This window comes from Mesorhizobium sp. M0227 (assembly GCF_040321855.1).
GTDB lineage: Bacteria > Pseudomonadota > Alphaproteobacteria > Rhizobiales > Rhizobiaceae > Mesorhizobium.
Window position 1 is genome coordinate 739,095 of the sequence record NZ_JAMYSJ010000001.1, and the last position, 19,149, is coordinate 758,243.

Consider the following 19,149-nt stretch of genomic DNA (forward strand, 5'->3'; position numbering starts at 1 on the left):
GGGTATGACCCTGAAGATCGACTCTCTGCAAATTACCACCGAGATCCTTGCCCTGGTCTCGGAGATCGACGAATTCAAAGGGGCTTGGCGAGCGCTGGGCGCGCTCGCTCCGGAGCGCCTATCGGCTCTGCGCCGCGTTGCGACCATCGAGAGCATCGGCTCTTCTACCCGTATCGAAGGAAGCAGGCTTACTGACGGCGAAGTGGAGCGGCTGCTCGCCAACCTCGACATCAAATTCTTTGAGTCCCGAGACGAGCAGGAAGTCGCCGGATATGCGCAGGTCATGGAAATGATCTTCGCGCATTTCGATGCGATTGATCTGACCGAAAACCACCTGACACAACTACACCGTGACCTGCTGGCGTTCAGCAACAAGGATGAACGCCATCGCGGTGCATATAAGACACTCGCCAATAATGTCAGTGCGTTCGATGCCGACGGGAAAGAGATTGGCGTCATTTTCGAAACGGCGACGCCCTTCGATACACCAAAGCGGATGAAGGAGCTTATCGAGTGGACTCGCAACACACTCAACGAGCAAAGCCTGCACCCTCTGCTCGTCGTCGCAATCTTCACGGTGGTGTTTCTGGAGATACACCCATTCCAGGACGGGAATGGACGGCTGTCGCGCGTTCTGACGACGCTCCTGCTGATGCGCAGCGGATATGCGTATGTGCCTTACTCTTCCCTCGAAAGCGTGATTGAGAACAGCAAGGAAGGCTACTATCTGGCGCTACGCCAGACCCAGAAGACGATCCGCAGCCCGAACCGCAATTGGCAGCCATGGGCTGTGTATTTCCTGCGCGCTCTGCAGCAGCAAAAGCGGAGGTTGGAGAAAAAAATCGAGCGGGAACGCCTTGTGCTCGGCACGTTGCCCGAACTCTCGCTGCAAATCGTTGAGGCCATCAATGAGCGTGGGCGCATAACCATCAGCGAGATCGTCAACTTGACAGGTGCAAACCGAAACACCGTCAAAAAACACTTGGCCATTCTGGTCGAAGCGAACCATCTGGCCCAACATGGAACCGGCAAGGGAACGTGGTACGGCCAAAATAGGCGGTAAAGGCTCCAAGTCTGAGGCACGTCGACTTGGTGAATTGGATCGAGGTGGGGGCATGGAGCCAGATCTCTATGGCCGAGAGATGAGGAATGGGTAGCCGAGCCGGCCGTCTACCCCGTTGGCCGCGATTGGTATCGAGCCGATCTCGAATTACATGCTGTCAGCAGGAACATCTACACCGAAAATGTATCGATAATTCAATATATTAGTTTGGTTGTCGGAAGGTTTGGCGCGCTCGGCTTGGTCAAATCTTATCGAGCCAGTCACCGCGGAAAGGAGACCTCAAATTTTTGCCCGATAATAAGAAACCTGTGAAAGTTAGTCGAAAACTATTAATGCGATTTGGCTAAAGTACTGTGCTCGGACAGACACGCATCAGCTTAAATCGCCTCGCGCGCGCGAAACAGGTTGGAATTGTGGCCAAAAACTGGTACGCGCTGATGCGCTGCCTTTGACTGGGTGCGTCTGAAGTGGTGCAGCAAGAAGGGATCGAAGACTGATGAACCTTGTGGTCAAAACTGCGCTTGCCGTATTTGTCGTGTCAATCGGGTTTGGTCCAGCTTCATCGTTTGCCCAGGATGCTTCGTGCAGCTGCGCGACACCCTATCAAGGTTCGGCAAACCCGATCGGATCCATACGTTCCGCCATCGGTGATGTGATGGTGTCGCAGACGGCGGGCTATGGCGCTGCCAAGGTTGGAAGCGCGCTCGATTTCGGCAGCCGTGTGGTGGTTGGCGCCAAGGGCGCGGCCTCCGTTCTGGTCGGCGGCTGCAATCTGGAGGTTTCGGCCAATTCGAGCCTCGACGTTTCCCGCCTTGGCGACAACATTTGCCTCAAGCTTGTCGGCTCGGAGCAGACGGCTGCTATTCAGCCCTCCGGCGGCGGCGCTGGGTTCGGTCCGCCGGAGGCGATTTTCGCCGGGGCGCTTCTGACGTCTGGCGTGCTCGCGGCGACGCAGGACGACGACAACGGCGTCAGCCGCTGACGAAGATATGGCGGCGTCGGCCGCTGTAGAGAAGGGTCTGGATAGGTTGGCGGGCCGGCTGGTTTATTGGGTTTGTTAACCATATTGTTCTATTGCTTGGGGCGGGGCGGGCTGTAATTCGTACCAACAGGGCGAGTTACAGATTTTGGTGGGGTAAAATGATGAGTTGCCGTCGGTTCGGGGCTGCTTTTGCTTTTGTTGCATTCGTCGCAGGGGGCGTCCTGTTCGCCGCGCCCGAGGCTGTAGCTCAGCAAACCTGTTCCTGTCTTGCGCCCGTGCCGGCGTCCGAAGACGCGATAGGTCGTCTTACGCAGGTCCGGGGTGATGTCCAGATGTCCCAGGCCGGCGGCTATGCAGGGGTGGATGCCGAGGCGCCGGTGTATGCGGGCGCGCGCATCATGACCGGGGCGCAGGCGTCTGCTTCGCTGGCTATCGGAGCCAATTGCGCGCTCGATATTCCAGCCAATGCCACCGTCAAGGTCGACCCTATCGAAGGCGGCATGTGCGTTTCGCTTGAGACACCATCTGCGACGATCGTACCCGCCAGCTCAGAACCTGGCATGCTGCCGGTTCTCTTGGGCGGCGCCGCCGTCGGTGGTGCCGTCGCCCTTATTATCGGCCTGCAGGATGACGACGACGCGGTCAGCCAATAGGCGGGATACGACCCCCGTTGTTTTGCGTAAATTTGTCAAATGCGTCATTCGCCTTCATGCGGGTGACGCGTTTCTATTTTTGTCGAGGCGAAGCTTTGCCTCCTCTCAACCAGAAACGCCAATGATCGACCTGCATTCACATATCCTGCCCGGTCTCGATGACGGTTCTCCTGACTTGGCCATGTCGCTGGAGATGGCACGGCTGGCAGTCGCCGACGGTACAACGCATATGGCATGTACGCCGCATATAATGCCTGGGGTTTATGAGAACGCCACGCAAAACATTGCCGAGGCTGTTCAGGCGTTGGAACTGGAGCTTCATCGCGCTGCCATACCGCTTACCCTATACGTTGGCGCTGATGTTCATCTCGCGCCTGATCTTTCCGATCGATTGAGGCTTGGTACGGTGCCGACTCTGAACGGATCCCGCTATTTCCTGTTCGAACCGCCACATCACATTCTGCCTCCGCGGCTCGAAGACTTCGCCGCGCGTCTCATAGGCGCCGGCTTCGTGCCGATCCTCACTCATCCAGAGCGGTTGACCTGGATCAAGGCGAATTACGACGTCATCGAGAGGTTGAATACGCTAGGCTGCCTTATTCAGCTCACGGCTGATTCTGTGACGGGGGCCTTTGGACGTACGGCGCTCTACTACTCGGAGAAGCTGCTGGATGAGGGCAGGGTGGATATTGTCGCCTCCGACACGCACGGCGCCAGCCGGCGGCGGCCAGGGCTTTCGCAGGCGGTTGTCGCCATCGCGAACCGGTGTGGGGAAGATGAGGCTTACAACATGGCAGTGAAACGCCCGGACGCGATATTGCAAAATCGGCCGCTCGTGCCCATCGGAAAGCAAAGCGCGAGGAAATCGGGCGGCAGCAGTGCGGGGCGGTTTGGCGGATTGGGCCGGTTGTTCAAGAGCGGGGCTCTTTGATGGGCATTTTCGATCTTGCAAGAAGTCATGCGGGCACCGTGCCCGCTTTGCTCGCATCGCTAGCAATATCTGCTTGCGCAAGCACTTCGTCGACATCGACGTCCTCCACCAGTTCTGTCGATGCGCTGCAGCCGATGGCGTCTTCATCGGCGCTCTCAGGCGGTGGTACGCTGCAGGTGGTCAAGGATCTCCCGCCGCCGCAGAATACCCAGAACGGCAGCGAGCAGCCGCTGTCTGCCAACGATGTACTCGAGGTCAGTGTGTTTCAGGTCGATAATTTGAACAGAACAGTTCAGGTCGACGCGGGCGGGCAGATTTCGCTTCCGCTGATTGGAACCATGACTGCAGCCGGCAAGACCGTTCGTCAGCTCGAGAAGGAAATCGAGACTGCCTACGGTGAAAAGTACTTGCAGTCGCCTGACGTGACGATTTTCGTCAAGGAGTCGATTGGCCAGCGCATCACGGTCGATGGTGAAGTCAACAAGGCCGGCATTTATCCGGTGTCCAGCAGCGCTTCCTTGCTCGACGCGATCGCCCTTGCCGGAGGGTTCAATCCGGTCGGTGATGCCGGCAAGGTCTTCGTCTATCGCAATGTCGGCCAAAACAAGCTGGTCGCAAATTACAATGTCGAGGAAATCCGCGCCGGCAAGAACCGCAACCCGCGGATCTATGGCGGCGACGTGGTCGTCGTTTTTGCTTCGAAGTCGAAAATCGCGATGAACAATTTGAAGGATGCGCTGGGCCTCGCCTCCAGCGCTGCCCGCATTGCGGTCATTCCGTAGACACGGACAACTCCAGGATCACCTCGCGCATGCTCGATCGTAACAGGCAGCCCCAACTTGCCGGACCCGGACATGGCCAGGCCCTGTCCGCGGACTCCTATTACGACGTGCCGCAAAACTACGGTCCCTATGGTCGCGACTATGCGGGCCAGGATGAGGGGTTCAACCCGCTCAAGCTGCTTTTATACATCGTCCAGTATCGCTGGCTGATCGTCATGATGGCGGCGGCCGGGCTCGTTGCCGGCGTCATCGTGACGATGATGCAGACACCAAAGTATCAGGCGATGACGCAGCTCGAAGTTCTGGTGCCTTCGGCGAAAGTGTTTCAGGACATTGAGGTTGTTTCCGAAAACAGCGACGTCCGGGCCTTCCTGACCGCTCGGGAGAAGCTGAAGAGCCGGGCATTGGCTCAGCGCGTGGTGTTCCAGCTTGGGCTTAGCGAAAAACCGGATTTTCTGTTTCCGACGCCGAGCTTTTCCCCGAGCAATATTGTCTACCGTGCGTTCGGGATGTCCAAGTCACCCTCCATTGAGGAGAAAACGCCCGAAGAGCGCGAGGCAATTGCGATCAAGCGCATCCAGGAAGATCTGACTGTCAATCTGGTCACCAATACAAGCCTGCTATCGATCACCTTCGTCGATCAAAAGCCGAAATATGCAAGCGACGTTGCCAATCAGGTTGCGCAGAGTTTTATCGATCAACGTCTCGATCAGACCAGCGAGACCTCTGATCTGGCACGGCAGTTCATCCAGGAACAGGTTTTGCAAGTGAAGCAAAAGCTGCAGACCTCCGAAGAGGAACTGGTCACCTATGCAAAAGATGCCGGCATCACGGTTACCGGCGATGACAAATCGCTGATCGGCTCCAACATCGAAGCCCTGAACACCGCCCTGGCCACTGCAATCCAGGAGCGTCTTGATGCGGGGCGGGTGGTCGATCAGATAGAAAAGGGCCGCGGGTCGAGCCTCGGTCCGGTTCTGGAAAGCGAAGGTTTGCAGAAGCTTAGCGACAAGCTGGCGGATCTGACCAGCCAGTATCAGCAGAAATTGGGCATCCTGAAGCCCGGTTTTCCGGAAATGCAGCAATTGCAATCGCAGATCAAGGAACTGCAGCGACTCTACAACAACGGCGTGCTGGCGATAACCGATTCGTTGCGGCTGAAATATCAGGAAGCGCAGAACAAGGAAACCGACCTCAAGTCCAAGCTCGCGGAGATGGAGAGGCAGCAGGTCGTCTTCAACGACAAGAATATCAAATACACGATCCTGAAACGCGAAGTCGACTCCAACCGGTCGCAGTATGACAGCCTTATCGCCAAGCTGAATGAAGTCGGCGTTAGCTCGGAGCTCAAGACGCAAAGCGCTGCGATAGTCGATTTCGCTTCGCTGCCCACAGCCCCCTATTCTCCACGTCTGAGCATCAATCTTGCAGTCGCTCTCGCGCTTTTCATGGCCCTGGCGGCATCGATCATCTACATCATCGAGTTGCTGAACAACACTTTCACCAACCCGGAGCAGATCGAGAAAGAGCTGGGGCTGGCGATGCTCGGCATCCTGCCGCTTGTCGGTGACCGCGAAATCATAGCCAGCATCGCCGATCAAAAATCCGGGCTCTCCGAGGCCTATCGTTCGCTGCGAACATCGCTGCAGTTCTCCGGTGCGGAGGGCGCGCCGCGATCGCTGCTGGTGACCAGTTCGGAACCGTCGGAAGGCAAGTCGACCACGTCGTTCAAGCTTGGCCAGGATTTCGCGGCACTCGGCGCAAGGGTTCTGCTTGTCGACGGCGATCTCCGCAAACCCAACCTGCACCGGCTGTTCGGCCTCGACAATGCGATCGGGTTGAGCAACCTGCTGACAAATACCGTTCGCAAGGACGATCTGCCGAGCATTTTCAGACCGACGAAATACCCCAATGTCACCGTGCTGACGTCCGGAACGATTCCGCCGAATCCGGCCGACCTGCTCTCGTCGCCGAAGATGGCGTTGATCTTGACCAATCTAGGCAAACGCTTCGATCTGGTCATCATCGACGCCCCGCCGGTCGTCGGTCTTTCCGACGCACCAATCCTCAGCCGGCTTGCCGAAGGCACATTGATGGTCGTTTCGACCAATCAGGTCACACGCAAGTCAGCCAAAACGGCACTCAAGCGTCTGCGCTCAGCCGGTGCGAACGTGATCGGAGCGGCGATGTCGAAATTTACGGTCAACAAATTCGATTACAATTACGCCTATAAATACATGAACTATCAGTACTACGACTATGGCGCGAGTACCCCGAAAATTGAGGGCAAAGTCGATGACGGAGCAGGCCAGCCCGCTCACGCGAAATCTCCGGCGTTCAGGCGTTTGGTTCGTCGCCTCCGTTCTGGTGTTGGCGGTTTCGTCGATAGGGCTAAGTCGGCTTCTTGAGTCGGAAACGCCGGCCGTCTCGCTTGCGCTTGATCCCTTGAACACAGATGCCTTGATAGGCGAAATTGCCGGTCGGTTGAGCGAAACAGGCGACGGTGTTGATCTCGACGTCTTGGCAGCAAAGGCGAGGGGCGCGCTTCGTTTCAACGTCGCGGACGCCCGGCTCTACAGCCTGATAGGCGAGATTGAGTATCGACAAGGCGAGAAAGACGAGGCTTTTGAACTCTTCGACCAGGCTCGAAAGCTGTCCAAGACCGAAATCCATTCGCTTCAGAGATCGATCGATCGCTCGATCGAGGTGGGCGATCTGTCAAAGGCCGTTGCCGAGATCGACACGTTGCTGCGCCGGTGGCCCGACAGATTTCCAGTCATTGCGGCAGGCTTGCCGGCTATTCTTTCAAACCCGGACGGATATCAGGCTGTCCTGGCAGCCTTAAGGATCGAGGCGCCGTGGAGATCCAATCTTTTCTCCGCCCTTGGTAAGGATCCGCGGGGCCTGCGCGTCGCAAATCAACTGTTGCTTGACCTTGCCGGATCGAGCTCACGACCGACGTCGAAGGAATTGTCTGCCGTAATCGACGGGTATATCCGGCAGAAGGAATACGAGGCGGCCTATCGGCTGTTCCTGTTCAGTCTGTCCGATCAGGAGCGGACACTGGCCGGATACATTTTCAACGGCGGCTTTGAGCATATCCTCAGCGACAAGCCATTCGACTGGCAGGTTCGCGACCGCTCCGGTCTGGAAATTACCTTTGCCGGGGCGCGCGATGTCGGCGAAAGCGATAGCGGAGCGACTGTCCGGTTCCTGAATACGCCGGTAAAGAACGCCGCGCTCCAGCAATACGTTGGATTGCCTCCCGGCTCCTACAGGATTTCCCTGATCGCCTCCGCGAGAAACCTGAAGCTGCCCAAACAGTTGTTCTGGTCCATCAGATGCGCGGATCCGGCGGGCGAAATAGCGCGGTTCAACATTCCGGAAGGCACATTCAATCGGCGGCAGTTGAGCCTGGATTTCGCGATCGGACCAGGCGCGTGTCCCATGCAATTGTTGCGGCTGGAAACAGCTGCCATCGCTGAGAGCTGGCGATTTCGGTACGTTGGCACGCTGGTCATGCACAAATTGAGCATCGAAAGAGTTTCATCTTGAGAGAGCGGTCAACCCGGTCCACGGAATGGGAAAAATATCTGCTTGGGTCGGTTCTTTTCCTGTCAGTGCTGATTGGCGGCGGCACCGCGAGCGGTCTCTACACCGAAGCGCTGATCGAGGTGGCGGCGATCGTCTCGGCCGCGGCCGTCATTTCAAGGCCGTCGGAGCACGGCATCCCTCGCTCGGCCCTGTGGTTGCTTGCTCTGGGCCTAGCCGTGTTCTGTTTTCAGATCGCGCCGCTGCCTGCCGCCCTGTTGAGCGGATTGCGGCCTGAGGTTTTACTTGCAAATCCATGGCTGAGCGGTGAAACCGGGCTGCGTTTCGTCAGTGTCGGCGTGGGACGTACGATCGAGTGTCTGTTGTACTTCGTGGCGATGGCTGTATTCTTTCTGAGCGTCACCCGCTTGCGCCCAGATCAGGTCTACGGCCTTCTGCCCTTCTTTTTGATGGGTGTCATCTGTAACGGATTGGCTGCGGCGATCCAGTATTCGCTCTCCGATACGGTTGCCATACAGGGTTTGCTGCCGTTCACGATCAATGCGGGACTGTTTGCCAACCAGAACCATTTTTCAGCTTTGCTCTTCGTCTCCATCCCCTTCGTCGTCTACTACGGCCTGTTTCGCGGGCACCTTCTATCCGGGTCGCTCGGTTTGATAACGCTGCTGCTGCTGCTTCTGGCCGCCGGTTCGCGCGCCGGTATTCTGATAGGGCTGGCGATCACAATAATATCGGTTGTCTTTCTGTCCGCGCGCTCGAGGCTGGGCGGGTATGGAATACCCGCTGTCTTCATCGGGCTTTCGCTCTACACGATCGGGGCGTGGACGAAGATCGATGCGGAAGTGGTTGACCCGGCCTTTGGACGGGCCGAATTTGCCCGCACGACGATCGCGGGAATTGAAGAGAACTGGGCGACGGGCGTCGGCTTTGGGAGTTTTCCGAAAGTCTACCAGATTTACGAAAAGGGAGAGATGATCTTCAAGCCCTACGTCAATCACGCCCACAATGATTATCTGGAATTGGCACTTGAAGGCGGCGCGCCTGTTGTCTTTCTGGTCGCGGCCTACTCGGTATTGCTTTTTGCGTTTTCCCTTGCGGCACGGCGAGATCCGCTGCAGAAAATGGCATTTCTCTCAGTATCGTTTCTGCTCGTTCATTCCCTGGTCGATTATCCCATGCGAACGGCGGCGCTTGCGATGACTTTCGCCTATATGAATGGCATCATCTTTCACAAGGGATTCGCTGGGCGGTTAAGCCAGAGAGGCGAGTCGACCGAGGCCCATGATGACAATCTGCTTGTTCCCGTCAGGCCGGCCTTGGCAAGACGATAGCAATGCGTCGCCTGGAATTGGCCATGGATTGGCGCTGGACCGTGACCCGGTCGTTTGCCGAACGCCGAGATTGACAAGCCATTGCATGGAACCTAAGCACGGGCGGCTGGGGCCGGGGGGTTCAGGCATGTCAAGGAGAGCTTCTTGAAAGGAATTATCCTTGCTGGAGGCAGTGGAACGCGTCTTTATCCACTAACATTAGCAGTCTCTAAGCAAATTCTGCCGATATACGACAAGCCGATGATCTATTATCCGCTGAGCGTTCTGATGCTCGCGGGTATCCGGGAAATTCTGATCATTTCGACGCCGCGTGACCTGCCGATTTTTCGCGATCTGCTTGGCGATGGATCGGAGTTCGGCCTCGACCTGTCCTATGCCGAGCAACCGCAGCCCAACGGGCTGGCGGAGGCCTTCATCATCGGCCGCAATTTCATCGGCAAGGACAACGTGTCGATGATCCTCGGCGACAACATCTATTTCGGCGATGGGCTGTCGCAGCTTTGCCGCGACGCTGCCTCGCGCGAAAAGGGCGCTTCGGTGTTCGCCTATCATGTCGAGGATCCACAGCGTTATGGCGTGGTTTCCTTCGACAAGGCCACGGGAACGGCGCTGACGATCGAGGAAAAGCCGCAGGTGCCGAAATCCAACTGGGCGGTCACCGGTCTCTACTTCTATGACAACGACGTCGTCGACATCGCCCCTGCCATCCGTCCCTCGGCGCGCGGCGAGCTCGAGATCACGGCAGTCAACAACGTCTACCTCGAGCGCGGCCAGTTGCATGTGCATCGGTTGGGGCGCGGCTTTGCCTGGCTCGACACCGGCACGCATGACAGCCTGCATGAGGCCTCGTCATTCGTGCGCACCATCGAGCACCGCCAGGGCATCAAGGTCGCCTGTCCCGAAGAGATCGCCTTTGAACAGGGTTGGCTGACAGTGGACCAGGTTCTGCGTCGCGCCGACCACCTGGGCAAGAATGAATATGCCGCCTATCTGCGCCGGCGTGTCGTCGACCTGTCGGAGGGCTAGGCGTTGGAGGTCAGGCCCCTTGGCATCGATGGCGTGCTGGAAATCGTTCCGAAGCGACATGGCGACGCGCGCGGCTTCTTCGTGGAAACCTACAATGCCGAGCGCTTTTCGCAGGCCGGCATAGACCTGGCTTTCGTGCAGGACAATCATTCCTATTCCGCCGCGGCGGGCGTCTTGCGAGGGCTTCATTATCAGCTTGCGCCGCGCGCGCAGGACAAGCTGCTGCGCGTCATCCGGGGCAGCATTCTCGATGTGGCCGTCGACATTCGCCGCGGTTCGAAAACATTCGGAAAATGGGTCGCTCTCGAAGTATCGGCCGAGAAGGGCAACCAGATTCTGGTGCCGAAAGGCTTCGCGCACGGTTTCGTGACGCTCGTGCCTGACACCGAGGTCCTGTATAAGGTGACCGACACCTATTCGCAGGCGCATGATCGGTCGATCCGTTTCGACGATCCCGACATCGGCATCGAATGGCCGTCATTGACCGGCGGGTTCCAGCTCTCGGACAAGGACCTCAAGGCGCCGCTGCTGGCCGCCGCGGAGGTGTTCGCCTGATGGGTTACGTGAGGACAGCGGCATGAATTTTCTGGTGACGGGCGGTGCGGGCTTTATCGGTTCGGCGGTGTGCCGGCATCTGTGCGCCAACCCGGCCTATCGGGTGACCAATCTCGACAAGCTTACCTATGCGGGAAACCTGGCCTCGCTGCGGCCGATCGAGAACGCACACAATTATCGCTTCGCGCAGGCCGATATCTGCGACGAAAAGGCGGTGCTCGACATCCTCCGGCGCGACGATATCGACATCATCATGAACCTTGCCGCCGAGAGCCATGTCGACCGCTCGATCGATGGGCCGGGCACCTTTATCGAGACCAACATCGTCGGCACCTACAAGATGCTCAATGCCGCGCTGGAGTACTGGCGCGGCCTGCCCGAAGACAGGAAGAGCCATTTCCGCTTCCATCATGTCTCGACCGATGAGGTGTTCGGCGATCTTCCCTTCGACGGCGGCATGTTCGTCGAGGAAACGCCCTACGCCCCGTCCTCGCCCTATTCCGCCTCGAAAGCGGCCTCGGACCATCTGGTGCGGGCCTGGCACGAAACCTATGGCCTGCCGGTCGTGCTTTCCAATTGCTCGAACAATTACGGACCCTACCACTTTCCCGAAAAACTGATCCCGCTGGTCATCCTCAATGCGCTCGATGAAAAGCCGCTGCCGGTCTATGGCGCCGGCGCCAATGTGCGCGACTGGCTGTTCGTCGAGGATCACGCGCGCGCGCTGGAACTTGTCGCGACCAGGGGACTGCCGGGCGAAAGCTACAATGTCGGCGGCAATTCCGAGCGGACGAACCTTGGCGTCGTCGAAACGATCTGCGATCTGCTCGACGGCAGGCGGCCGCGGGCAGGGGGCAAGAGCTATCGCGACCTGATTTCCTTTGTCACCGACCGCCCCGGTCACGATCGCCGCTATGCCATCGACGCCTCGAAGATAGGCCGGGACCTGGGCTGGGCGCCCAATGAGAATTTCGACAGCGGCCTCGCCAAGACCGTCGACTGGTTTCTCGACAACAAATGGTGGTGGGGACCGATCCGCGAGCAGCGCTATGCCGGTGAACGGCTGGGCGAAGCGCGCAAGGGGGCGGCGTGAGGCTGGTTGTCACAGGACGCGACGGGCAGGTCGCGGCAAGCCTTGCGGAGGCCGGCCAGGCGGCCGCCGGCGTTGAGGTCATCGCCATTGGCCGTCCGCAACTCGACCTTGCAAGACCCGACACCGTGATCGAAGCCATCGCAGCCGCGAAGCCGGATATCGTCGTGTCGGCTGCCGCCTACACGGCGGTGGATCAGGCCGAGGACGAGCCCGATCTGGCGTTCGCGGTGAACGCCGTCGGCGCCGGCAAGGTGGCGCAAGCCGCGGCCCGCCTGGGCGTTCCCGTCATCCATCTTTCGACCGACTATGTCTTCGACGGCACCGCCCCTGGCGCCTATGTCGAGACCGACGCCACCGCCCCGCGCAGCGTCTACGGCGCCTCCAAGCTTGCCGGCGAGCAGGCGGTTGCATCGGCCAATCCGCGCCATCTGATCCTGCGCACGGCATGGGTCTACAGCCCGTTCGGCAAGAATTTCGTCAAGACCATGCTGCGGCTGGCCGCCGACCGCGACGAGATCGCGGTGGTGGCCGATCAGTGGGGAAACCCAACATCGGCACTTGATATCGCCGACGCAATCCTGCATGCGGCGGCACAACTGCACGAGGGCGCCGCCACATCCGGCATCTATCATCTGGCCGGAACCGGCGAGGCCAACTGGAGCGGCTTTGCCCGCCATATCCTCGACACAAGCCGCGTGTTGGGTGGTCCTTGGGCGCAAGTGCGAGATATTGCCACCAAGGACTATCCGACCAAGGCGCGGCGTCCCGCCAATTCGCGGCTGTCGAGCGCGAAATTCGCGGTGACGTTCGGGTGGAATGCTCCGGACTGGCGGAAGTCGACGGAAGCGGTGATGCGTCGGCTCGTTCGGACGGCGTGATGATGCCCTTGCCCTTATTAGAGGCAACGCGATTGCCCGGGACCTGAAGAAGAAAGCGATGATGATTCCTTTCAATTCGACGACATTCCGGTTCCCTGACCTCATGGCTCCATCTGCATGGGTCGAGCATGTCCCATTCATGTTTTGGCTAGTCGATGCGCTCAGACCTCGTCGGTTTGTGGAGCTTGGCACGCATAACGGGGTCTCCTATTGTGCCGCTTGCCAAGCTATCGAATTATTGCGTCTGACCTGCAATTGCTACGCGGTCGACACTTGGACAGGTGACGAGCATGCGGGTTTTTACGGAGAGGAAGTCTATTCCGATCTGGCCGCCTACCACGCGCCAAAGTATGGCTCCTTCTCACGCCTAGTACGGTCGACATTCGACGAGGCCGTTAGCCATTTCGAGGATGACAGCATCGATCTGTTGCACATCGACGGTCTGCACACCTACGACGCTGTTCGGCATGACTTCGACGTCTGGCGGCCGAAGCTCTCGCAAAACGCCGTTGTGCTCTTTCACGATACTAATGTGCGAGAGCGCGGCTTCGGCGTCTTTCGTTTCTGGAGCGAGATCTCGGCGGGCCGGCCGCATTTCGAGTTTCTGCATGGGCACGGACTTGGCGTTCTGGCGCTTGGCGACAGTTATCCGAAGGCTGTCGAGGCGCTTTTCGCGGCCGGCGAACAAGATTCCGGTCTGGGGGCGGTACGAACAGCCTTCGCCCATCTTGGCCAAGCGGTTGCCGAGCGCGAGAATACGTCCCAGGCGGCGAGGCAGAGGGAAGCACAGTTCACGCTAAGCCGAGAAGAGTGGCAGCGACAGGTTGAACAGCGCGACAGTGAGATCGCTGCGCTGGCGGTCGAGCGCGAGCGGGCGGCAACGCGGGCGAGCGAGTGCGAGGCACACTTTGCGCTGAGCCGAGAAGAGTGGCAACGACAGATCGAAGGGCGCAATAAGGAGATTGTGCGGGCGCAAGCGGTGACGACTGCGCTTGAGGCAAAACTAACGCAAACCGAGCTTACCGTTGAAGAATTCAAGAACTCAACAAGTTGGCAAGTCACTGCACCTCTGCGGGCATTTTCAGGCAATGTCAGGTGGTATTCCAAAATGCTCAAGTTTCGCGTCGCCAATCTTTTCAAATTGGGTCGCCGCTGATGGCGAACACCCGCACCGATGAAACGTGGAATGCTGATCGAATGTCCAAACTATGTGTGGTGACCGGCGGAGCCGGATTCATTGGTTGTGCGCTGTCGACCAAGTTGGCGGACCGTTTCGGCCGCGTGCTTGTCGTCGACAATTTGCATCCGCAGATCCATGCGGAACAGAAACGCCCGGCCGCACTTGACCCCCGCGTTGAACTCCTGATTGCCGATGTGACCGAAGCTTCGACCTGGGCGCAGGCATTGGAAAGCGCTCGACCGGAAGTTGTGGTGCATTTGGCGGCTGAAACGGGCACGGGGCAATCGCTCACAGAGGCTTCACGCCACGCTGTAACAAATGTAGTTGGCACAACCCGCATGTTGGACGCCTTCGCGGCGATTTCGCACGTCCCGGAACGCTTTGTTCTGGCTTCGAGCCGTGCCGTTTACGGAGAAGGGGCATGGCGGTCCAAGAAAGCAGGCGAAGTAACCTATCCGGGCCAGAGATCGAAGCAGCAGCTTGAACGCGCGGAGTGGGATTTTCCCGGACTTGAACCTCTCCCAATGGACGCGGAGAAAACGATACCGAATCCAACCAGTATCTACGGAGCGACGAAACTAACCCAGGAACAAATATTGCGAGCTTGGGCCCTGTCGTTCGGAACAGTCGTCAACGTGCTTCGTCTTCAGAATGTATATGGTCCTGGGCAGTCCTTGACGAATAGCTACACTGGAATTGTGTCGTTGTTCATCAGAATGGCCAAGGAAGGCAAAAGCATTCCCATCTACGAAGATGGCGATATCGGCAGGGATTTCGTTTTTATTGATGATGTGGTGTCGGCCCTCGACAAGGCGACGACAGGGGATCTGTCGCGTTCACTCGCCTACGATGTCGGCACCGGTTCCAAGACCACGGTTCTTGAGCTCGCAAGGATCATCGCAAAAAGATATGGAGCCCCGGAACCGCACGTCACCGGCATGTTCCGCAACGGCGACGTACGCTGTGCTGTCGCCAACATTGACCGGACGGTCCGCGAACTGGGATGGCAACCGACGCATGATGTCGAGCAAGGTATCGGTGAACTTTCAGAGTGGATCGATTCGCAGCTTGGCTAGAACTACGACATCGTGACACGGAAGTGTTCCGCTATCGAGATGCTTCCATGGGAGACGTGGTCCTGATGCCACGTGGATTTGGTTTTGCGGGGAATTGGGGAATGCGTCGTGGGGCAATTTTTTTCTTCTATAATGAAACAGGTCTTGTCGACGAATACATACTCTTCCTTCTGGGCAAACTGAGACCATTTGTAGAGACGATTATCTTTGTCTCCAACGGCGACCTCTCAAGATCGTCGGAAATTTTGGTGCGGTCTGCTGTAGACGAGATCGTCATCCGTGAAAATAAGGGCCTTGACGTTGGAGCGTATAGCGATGGGCTCAAATTCATAGGTTATGACAAGCTCGGCGACTATGATGAAATCCTTTTACTTAATCATACGTTCTACGGGCCTCTTTTCCCATTCTCGGAAATGTTCTCGCAAATGGAACTTCGAGATTGTGATTTTTGGGGCATATCTGGTCACAAGGAAATGGTGCCCAATCCTTTCACGGGACAGGGGAGCTTGGCCAGCCATCTAAACTCTCATTTCATCGCGGTAAGAAGGACGATGCTCACCTCGCTTGCTTTTCGTAATTATTGGGAAAGTATGCCGATAATAAAGGATTATACGGATTCTGTATTGGTTCACGAGTCGTATTTTACAAAGTTTTTTGAAGATCTTGGATACAGTTCTGATATTTATGTTCAATCAGACAGGTATACGTCGAAATACCCAGTCTTCATTGAAGTTGATGAGACTATTTTAGACAGAAATCCGATACTGAAGCGGCGACTTTTCTTTAACGATCCGATTTTTCTAGAGCAGAATGGCATTGATTTGCCTCGGGCTTTGCGGGCGCTTAAAGAGACATCCGACTACGACCTCAATTTGATTTGGCGCAATGTTTTACGCTCTTCGGAGCTGAGGAATCTCAACACCAACGCTGCGCTGATGAGCGTCTTGCCGGATGAGTGGACGAAAGGCGATGGCGCCGCTGCCGACTACGGCAAGGTCGCGGTCTGCGCGCATATTTACTACACCGACATGCTCGACGAGATACTGGCCCTGACCGAGAACATTCCGGTTGCCTATGATTTTGTTGCCACCACGGATACCCCGGAGAAGAAGGCCGAGATTGAAGCTGCCTTGGCAAAACGCCCTGGCGTAAAGAACGCCGTCGTCCGCGTTATCGAGAAAAATCGCGGTCGTGACATGTCATCGCTGTTCATCTCCTTGCGCGATTTGCTCATCGACGATCGCTATGACCTCGTCTGCCGCCTGCATACAAAGAAGTCGCCGCAAGTGCAGTCGTCGAGGGGCAATCTGTTCAAGCGGCACATGCTTGACAATCTGCTGAATAGCCGTGGCTACGTTCACAACGTGTTGGACATGTTTCACGGCAATCCTTCGATCGGACTGGCCATTCCGCCGATCTTTCATATCTCATATCCGACCATGGGGCATTCCTGGTTTGCTAACAGGCCCAAGGTCGAGGAAACCGCGCGGCTCTTGAAGATCAACGTCAAGTTCGACGAGAGCACGCCGGTGGCTGCCTATGGCACCATGTTCTGGTTCCGGCCACGCGCCCTGCGCAAGCTGTTCGAGCACAAATGGAAATGGGAAGAGTTCAATGCCGAGCCGGATCACCTCGACGGCGGGTTGGCGCATGCGCTCGAGCGGCTGATTGCCTACGCGGCGCAGGACGCTGGATACACCACGCAGCACATCATGTGCGCACATCAGGCGGCGCACAACTACACCATGCTGGAGTTCAAGCTGCAGAAGCTTGCCAGCCTGATGCCGTCGGGCGACTTCCAATGGCAGTGTCATATGTTGTCTGAGTGGAAGAACGCTGGCTATCCCTCGGCAAACCATCTACCAGCCCCTGTGCCATGGGCGCAGACGTCAGTGAGGCACTCTCTGGCCGGGCTCAATTTCGCCGTTAAAAACTCGCTAAAGTTCAGGGCGCCTGTCCTGTTCAAAATACTCAGGCCGATCTATCGCGGCATCGCCTCGGTCGTAAAACCAGGCTCCCGGCGCAACGGCGGATAGTATTTTTGTGGTAATTGCGGGGATAAGACAAGTAGAACTCACAGTCTAGGCAGAGGTACAAGGTGCGTCGTGTTGCCGTATTTTCGCTCTACAACGAACGTGGAATTGCAGATGACTATGTTATTTTCCTTCTCGAAAAGTTGCGCGAGTTTGTCGAGAGGATTGTTGTCGTTTCCAATGGAGACCTCTCCAAGCTTTCTGAGATTGCAATCAAGAATAGCTGTGACCAGCTTCTGGTACGGAAGAACGAGGGATTTGACGTATGGGGATACAAGACCGGGATTGAAGCCATCGGTTTTAATGATCTTTCTGAATATGATGAGCTCATTCTGCTGAACGACACCTGCTACGGGCCTCTTTTCCCATTCTCGGAAATGTTTTCGGAAATGGAACGCCGGAGTTGTGATTTCTGGGGCAGTGCTGCCCATCAGGAAATGACCCCAAATCCATTTACCGGCACAGGCCATCTGCCCCGTCATCTCACCGCGAACTTCATTGCTGTCCGAAAAGGTATGCTGAAATCGCTCCCCTTCAAAAAATACTGGGAGAATCTTCCGCAGATCAAAACCTACATCGATGCCATTGTGCTTCACGAGTCGCGTTTTACCAAGTATTTCACGGATCTCGGCTATACAGCGGAAGCTTATGTTGATCCGGATCAATATGGATCGCGATATCCTGCGTTTATCAATGTTGATGAAACGATCGTCAACCGCTTCCCTCTGCTAAAGAGACGCCCATTTTTTCACGACCCAACCTTCTTGAATGCTGAAGGCATTGATTTGCCTCGGGCTTTGCGGGCGCTTAAAGAGACATCCGACTACGACCTCAATTTGATTTGGCGCAATGTTTTACGCTCTTCGGAGCTGAGGAATCTCAACACCAACGCTGCGCTGATGAGCGTCTTGCCGGATGAGTGGACGAAAGGCGATGGCGCCGCTGCCGACTACGGCAAGGTCGCGGTCTGCGCGCATATTTACTACACCGACATGCTCGACGAGATACTGGCCCTGACCGAGAACATTCCGGTTGCCTATGATTTTGTTGCCACCACGGATACCCCGGAGAAGAAGGCCGAGATTGAAGCTGCCTTGGCAAAACGCCCTGGCGTAAAGAACGCCGTCGTCCGCGTTATCGAGAAAAATCGCGGTCGTGACATGTCATCGCTGTTCATCTCCTTGCGCGATTTGCTCATCGACGATCGCTATGACCTCGTCTGCCGCCTGCATACAAAGAAGTCGCCGCAAGTGCAGTCGTCGAGGGGCAATCTGTTCAAGCGGCACATGCTTGACAATCTGCTGAATAGCCGTGGCTACGTTCACAACGTGTTGGACATGTTTCACGGCAATCCTTCGATCGGACTGGCCATTCCGCCGATCTTTCATATCTCATATCCGACCATGGGGCATTCCTGGTTTGCTAACAGGCCCAAGGTCGAGGAAACCGCGCGGCTCTTGAAGATCAACGTCAAGTTCGACGAGAGCACGCCGGTGGCTGCCTATGGCACCATGTTCTGGTTCCGGCCACGCGCCCTGCGCAAGCTGTTCGAGCACAAATGGAAATGGGAAGAGTTCAATGCCGAGCCGGATCACCTCGACGGCGGGTTGGCGCATGCGCTCGAGCGGCTGATTGCCTACGCGGCGCAGGACGCTGGATACACCACGCAGCACATCATGTGCGCACATCAGGCGGCGCACAACTACACCATGCTGGAGTTCAAGCTGCAGAAGCTTGCCAGCCTGATGCCGTCGGGCGACTTCCAATGGCAGTGTCATATGTTGTCTGAGTGGAAGAACGCTGGCTATCCCTCGGCAAACCATCTACCAGCCCCTGTGCCATGGGCGCAGACGTCAGTGAGGCACTCTCTGGCCGGGCTCAATTTCGCCGTTAAAAACTCGCTAAAGTTCAGGGCGCCTGTCCTGTTCAAAATACTCAGGCCGATCTATCGCGGCATCGCCTCGGTCGTAAAACCAGGCTCCCGGCGCAACACTTCGTAACGAAAAGGCATACG

16 protein-coding genes are annotated in these 19,149 nt (G+C 57.1%); all 16 read left to right on the plus strand.

Annotation, left to right across the window (positions count from 1 at the left end; translation table 11 throughout):
- Window positions 1–4 precede the first annotated feature (4 nt).
- The 16 genes from NKJ00_RS03370 to NKJ00_RS03445 all read left to right on the plus strand — a co-directional run bounded on the left by NKJ00_RS03370 (window position 5) and on the right by NKJ00_RS03445 (window position 19,135).
- Window positions 5–1,063: a Fic family protein gene (locus tag NKJ00_RS03370; protein WP_352628685.1), complete on the plus strand. Its 1,059-nt coding sequence runs from the start codon at window positions 5–7 to the stop codon at window positions 1,061–1,063.
- 655 nt (window positions 1,064–1,718) lie between these two features.
- Window positions 1,719–2,045 carry a hypothetical protein gene (locus NKJ00_RS03375; RefSeq protein WP_352628687.1) on the plus strand — a complete coding sequence of 109 codons (327 nt, stop codon included), beginning with the start codon at window positions 1,719–1,721 and terminating at the stop codon, window positions 2,043–2,045.
- 332 nt (window positions 2,046–2,377) lie between these two features.
- On the plus strand, window positions 2,378–2,698 hold the full coding sequence (locus NKJ00_RS03380; protein ID WP_128302902.1) for a hypothetical protein: 321 nt from the start codon (window positions 2,378–2,380) through the stop codon (window positions 2,696–2,698).
- A 121-nt stretch (window positions 2,699–2,819) separates the two neighbouring features.
- Window positions 2,820–3,629 (plus strand): tyrosine-protein phosphatase, encoded by an 810-nt coding sequence (locus NKJ00_RS03385; protein ID WP_352628690.1) that lies wholly within the window; start codon window positions 2,820–2,822, stop codon window positions 3,627–3,629.
- Window positions 3,629–4,411: a polysaccharide biosynthesis/export family protein gene (locus NKJ00_RS03390; RefSeq protein WP_031212196.1), complete on the plus strand. Its 783-nt coding sequence runs from the start codon at window positions 3,629–3,631 to the stop codon at window positions 4,409–4,411. Before NKJ00_RS03385 ends, NKJ00_RS03390 begins: the two co-directional genes overlap by 1 nt.
- A gap of 29 nt (window positions 4,412–4,440) precedes the next feature.
- Window positions 4,441–6,819, plus strand: a complete 2,379-nt coding sequence (locus NKJ00_RS03395) for a GumC family protein (RefSeq protein WP_352628692.1) — start codon at window positions 4,441–4,443, stop codon at window positions 6,817–6,819.
- Window positions 6,820–6,856: 37 nt separating this feature from the next.
- On the plus strand, window positions 6,857–7,966 hold the full coding sequence (locus tag NKJ00_RS03400; protein WP_352628694.1) for a tetratricopeptide repeat protein: 1,110 nt from the start codon (window positions 6,857–6,859) through the stop codon (window positions 7,964–7,966).
- Window positions 7,963–9,294, plus strand: coding sequence for an O-antigen ligase family protein (locus NKJ00_RS03405; protein ID WP_352628696.1), 1,332 nt, complete (start codon window positions 7,963–7,965; stop codon window positions 9,292–9,294). Before NKJ00_RS03400 ends, NKJ00_RS03405 begins: the two co-directional genes overlap by 4 nt.
- 144 nt (window positions 9,295–9,438) lie before the next feature.
- Entirely contained in the window at window positions 9,439–10,320 is an 882-nt protein-coding gene (gene rfbA, locus NKJ00_RS03410) for a glucose-1-phosphate thymidylyltransferase RfbA (protein ID WP_023808535.1), read from the plus strand.
- Window positions 10,321–10,323: 3 nt separating this feature from the next.
- Window positions 10,324–10,875 carry a dTDP-4-dehydrorhamnose 3,5-epimerase gene (gene rfbC / locus NKJ00_RS03415; RefSeq protein WP_023808534.1) on the plus strand — a complete coding sequence of 184 codons (552 nt, stop codon included), beginning with the start codon at window positions 10,324–10,326 and terminating at the stop codon, window positions 10,873–10,875.
- A 22-nt stretch (window positions 10,876–10,897) separates the two neighbouring features.
- Window positions 10,898–11,968: a dTDP-glucose 4,6-dehydratase gene (gene rfbB, locus NKJ00_RS03420; protein ID WP_352628698.1), complete on the plus strand. Its 1,071-nt coding sequence runs from the start codon at window positions 10,898–10,900 to the stop codon at window positions 11,966–11,968.
- Window positions 11,965–12,846: a dTDP-4-dehydrorhamnose reductase gene (gene rfbD / locus NKJ00_RS03425; RefSeq protein ID WP_352628700.1), complete on the plus strand. Its 882-nt coding sequence runs from the start codon at window positions 11,965–11,967 to the stop codon at window positions 12,844–12,846. The genes rfbB and rfbD overlap by 4 nt, the downstream gene beginning before the upstream one ends.
- Window positions 12,847–12,904: 58 nt before the next feature.
- Entirely contained in the window at window positions 12,905–14,002 is a 1,098-nt protein-coding gene (locus tag NKJ00_RS03430; RefSeq protein ID WP_352628702.1) for a class I SAM-dependent methyltransferase, read from the plus strand.
- Complete coding sequence (locus tag NKJ00_RS03435) at window positions 14,002–15,102, plus strand: NAD-dependent epimerase/dehydratase family protein (RefSeq protein ID WP_352628704.1); 1,101 nt, start codon at window positions 14,002–14,004, stop codon at window positions 15,100–15,102. The genes NKJ00_RS03430 and NKJ00_RS03435 overlap by 1 nt, the downstream gene beginning before the upstream one ends.
- Window positions 15,103–15,149: 47 nt before the next feature.
- Window positions 15,150–17,138, plus strand: coding sequence for a rhamnan synthesis F family protein (locus tag NKJ00_RS03440; protein ID WP_352628706.1), 1,989 nt, complete (start codon window positions 15,150–15,152; stop codon window positions 17,136–17,138).
- Window positions 17,139–17,200: 62 nt separating this feature from the next.
- Window positions 17,201–19,135: a rhamnan synthesis F family protein gene (locus NKJ00_RS03445; RefSeq protein WP_352628708.1), complete on the plus strand. Its 1,935-nt coding sequence runs from the start codon at window positions 17,201–17,203 to the stop codon at window positions 19,133–19,135.
- Window positions 19,136–19,149: the final 14 nt, after the last annotated feature.

Excerpts from the sequence above, each read along its gene's own strand:
- NKJ00_RS03390 (WP_031212196.1), top strand. The coding sequence starts at position 3,629 with ATGGGCATTTTCGATCTTGCAAGAAGTCATGCGGGCACCGTGCCCGCT.
- NKJ00_RS03370 (WP_352628685.1), top strand. The coding sequence starts at position 5 with ATGACCCTGAAGATCGACTCTCTGCAAATTACCACCGAGATCCTTGCC.
- NKJ00_RS03395 (WP_352628692.1), top strand. The coding sequence starts at position 4,441 with ATGCTCGATCGTAACAGGCAGCCCCAACTTGCCGGACCCGGACATGGC.
- NKJ00_RS03430 (WP_352628702.1), top strand. The coding sequence starts at position 12,905 with ATGATGATTCCTTTCAATTCGACGACATTCCGGTTCCCTGACCTCATG.
- NKJ00_RS03375 (WP_352628687.1), top strand. The coding sequence starts at position 1,719 with ATGGTGTCGCAGACGGCGGGCTATGGCGCTGCCAAGGTTGGAAGCGCG.
- NKJ00_RS03440 (WP_352628706.1), top strand. The coding sequence starts at position 15,150 with ATGGGAGACGTGGTCCTGATGCCACGTGGATTTGGTTTTGCGGGGAAT.
- NKJ00_RS03380 (WP_128302902.1), top strand. The coding sequence starts at position 2,378 with ATGTCCCAGGCCGGCGGCTATGCAGGGGTGGATGCCGAGGCGCCGGTG.
- NKJ00_RS03435 (WP_352628704.1), top strand. The coding sequence starts at position 14,002 with ATGGCGAACACCCGCACCGATGAAACGTGGAATGCTGATCGAATGTCC.
- rfbB (WP_352628698.1), top strand. The coding sequence starts at position 10,898 with ATGAATTTTCTGGTGACGGGCGGTGCGGGCTTTATCGGTTCGGCGGTG.
- NKJ00_RS03385 (WP_352628690.1), top strand. The coding sequence starts at position 2,820 with ATGATCGACCTGCATTCACATATCCTGCCCGGTCTCGATGACGGTTCT.